The 3,233-nt window shown below is 59.5% G+C and carries 2 protein-coding genes; one reads left to right on the top strand and one right to left on the bottom strand.

Annotation, left to right across the window (positions count from 1 at the left end; genetic code table 11):
• A partial coding sequence (locus WCA53_RS26270) for an aldo/keto reductase (RefSeq protein ID WP_423917407.1) occupies positions 1-720 on the bottom strand: 720 nt, incomplete at its 3' end.
• A 307-nt stretch (positions 721-1,027) separates the two neighbouring features.
• Between WCA53_RS26270 and WCA53_RS26265 the strand changes: the two genes are divergently transcribed.
• On the top strand, positions 1,028-3,109 hold the full coding sequence (locus WCA53_RS26265) for a putative bifunctional diguanylate cyclase/phosphodiesterase (protein WP_423917402.1): 2,082 nt from the start codon (positions 1,028-1,030) through the stop codon (positions 3,107-3,109).
• Positions 3,110-3,233 lie beyond the last annotated feature (124 nt).

Here is a 3,233-nt window from a genome sequence, read left to right as displayed (position 1 = left end):
GCTATCGCCATAGCGGTCAGTGTCTTGCCGCTCCGTGGTTTCGTTCCAGTCGCGCGTCAGCCGTCCGCGGGCAAGCGGACTCCAGGGCATCACCGCGATTGCCTGATCCGCGCACAGCGGCAGCATCTCGCGCTCCTCCTCCCGATACAGCAGGTTGACGTGATTCTGCATGCTCACGAATTCCGTCCAGCCGTGCTGGCGCGACACATTGAGCGCCTTATGAAACTGCCACGCATACATGGACGACGCGCCGATATGCAACGCCTTTCCTGCCTTGACCACGTCATGCAAGGCCTCAAGCGTCTCCTCGATCGGCACGCTGTAATCCCATCGATGAATCTGGTAAAGGTCGACGTAATCCGTCCCCAGCCGCCGCAAGCTGTTATCGATCTCCGCAAAGATCGCCTTACGCGATAAACCCTTGCCGTTAGGCCCCGGGCGCATCCGGTTGAACACCTTGGTTGCAATGACGAGCTCATCGCGCCGCCCAAAATCCTTCAGCGCACGCCCAACGATTTCTTCCGATGTCCCGTCGGAATAGACGTTCGCGGTATCGAAGAAATTAATGCCGGCTTCCAGCGCCTGCTTGATCAAAGGACGGCTTTTCTCTTCATCGAGCGTCCACGGATGCGAACCGCGTTCAGGCACGCCATAGGTCATGCAGCCCAGGCACAGGGGTGAAATGTCGAGGCCGGTCGCCCCAAATTTTCGTAGGTTCATGACATGTTTCTCCGAGGGAAGAGGGATCGGGCGCGAACCCTGAAACGGTGATGCTGCTGGCGCTTCGCTTGGGCGCTTGATTACGTCTACGTTTCGAGAGTTAAGCGTCCCACCAGGTGATTCTAGCTTCATGCGAAAAACGCTTCTTGATCCGCTCGCTTTTTCGCTCTACGCGCGACACGCAAGAGACGTGATCGCTGCGACCGCTTTACGGCGCCGGGCCTTGGACTGACGAGCATGACCAGCGCTAAAGAAATGGCATCAAACTGCCGATAAGAACGTACAAAGAAATTTTTCCCGGATCACTATGAACAGCACTTACGATCTCTGGCTGGTCGCGCTTTCGTTAGCCGTCGCGGCCCTGGCGTCGTACACGGTGCTCGACATTTCGGCCCGCATTTCCCTCCTTGGGATAACCCGCGTGCGTCGCGTCTGGCTCGCGGGTGGCGCAGTCGCCATGGGGCTCGGCATCTGGTCGATGCACTTCGTCGGGATGATCGCGTTCTCGCTGCCCATTGCGCTTGGCTACGATGCCGTCATTACGGGCGCCTCGCTCGTGATCGCAATCGGTGTGTCGTATTTCGCGTTGCGCATCATCGCCGGTAGAAGCATGTCCACGCGCCGGCTCGTGGTCGGCGGCACGCTGATGGGGCTGGGTATCGCGAGCATGCATTACACCGGCATGGCCGCCATGCGGATGCAGCCGGGCATTGAATACGATCCCGTGGTGTTCGCGGCGTCCATCGCCATTGCGATTGGCGCGTCGATTGCGGCGCTGTGGATTGCCCGTAGCCTGAGCCACGTCGGCCAGGCGAAAATAGTACAGAAGCGGATCGCTGCGGCGCTCGTGATGGCGCTCGCGATCACTGGCATGCATTACACCGGCATGGCCGCCGCGCATTTTCCGCTCGGCACGATCTGTGGTGCGGCCAAGGGTGTCAACTCCCTGTGGCTCGCCACTACGGTCACGCTGTTCACCTTCGCGATACTGATCGTGACGCTGATGCTGTCGCGCTTTGACGCACGTGCTTCGATGCTGGCCGGATCGGTGTCGCAGTTGAACGGCCAGGTATTGCGCATGGCCACTTACGACATGCTGACCGACTTGCCGAACCGGCTCACCCTGACGGAACGCATGGAGAATGCGCTGACGATTGCGCGCCGCAACAATGGAATATTCGCGGTGCTGTTTCTTGATCTCGACGGCTTCAAGATGATCAACGACTCGCTTGGCCACTCCGCCGGCGACGAAGTCCTGAAAGCATTTGCGCAACGCCTCCTGCAATGCGTGCGCGGCGGCGATACCGTTGCGCGGCTCGGGGGCGACGAGTTCGTCGTGCTGTTGACCGGGATCCAGTCCGCCGCAGACGCGGACCTCATGGCCGCGAGCGTTATCGAACGGATGCTCAAAGGCGTATGGACCGACGGGCAACCGCTGCAGGTCGTGCCGAGTATTGGCATCGCGCTGTATCCGCAGGATGGCGACAACGTGGAAGCGCTGATCAAGAACGCCGACGCCGCCATGTACGAAGCGAAACGCGGCGGACGCGGCACGTATCGTTTCTTCGAGGCAAGCATGAACGAGGCTGCCACGCGCACTTTGCAGATCCAGCACGCGTTGCGCGACGCACTGGAACTCGGTTATTTTTCGCTCAATTTCCAGCCCAAGTTCAATGGCAAGAGCGGCGATCTGGTCGGCGCGGAAGCGTTGCTTCGTATGAAGCATCCGACACTGGGCCCGCTTGCGCCGATGGATTTCATCCCGATCGCGGAACGTTCCGGACAGATCGTCGCGATCGGCGCATGGGTGGTTCGCGAGGCTTGCAGGCAGCTTCATGCGTGGGAGCTGGCTGGTCTGCCAAAGGTGAAGGTGGCGATCAACCTGTCACCGCGCCAGTTGTTGCAAGCTGATTTGGTGGAAAAATTGCTGGAGATCGTGCGCCGTGAAAACGTTGCGTGCGAGCAGATCATGTTCGAAATCACCGAGACTGTCGCGATGCAGGACGCGCCCAAGACGATCGAGATGATCCATGCATTCCAGAGCAATGGTTTCGATATCGCCATCGACGACTTCGGCACGGGTTATTCCAGTCTGGCGTATCTGCAACGTTTTCGCGTCAAGCAACTCAAGATAGATCGGTATTTCACTAATGGCCTTGACGCGCCGGGCGACGAGGGCAGTGCGATCGTGTCCGCGATCATTGCGCTGGCCCATTCGCTCGATATGGATGTCGTGGCGGAGGGCGTCGAAACCGCCTCGCAACTCGACAAGCTGCAGAACATGATGTGCGACGAAATTCAGGGCTTCCTGGTTGGGAGGCCCTTGACGGCCGACGCGTTCGGCCAGTTGATGAGCGACCGGGGCGCGGTGAGTGTGGAGAGAGGTTAGGGCGGTTCTGCTAGCGGCGAGGGTGGGGCAAGGACTCGACTCTCGACGCACGCACATCCCAAATTTCCCAAGGGCAAAAAAGTCGCACGCAGCGGAAAAACGAGCCTATAGTCGTAGACCCATA

Source organism: Caballeronia sp., from assembly GCF_049581465.1.
Taxonomy (GTDB): Bacteria; Pseudomonadota; Gammaproteobacteria; order Burkholderiales; family Burkholderiaceae; genus Caballeronia.
This window is presented reverse-complemented; position numbering and strand designations above follow the sequence as displayed.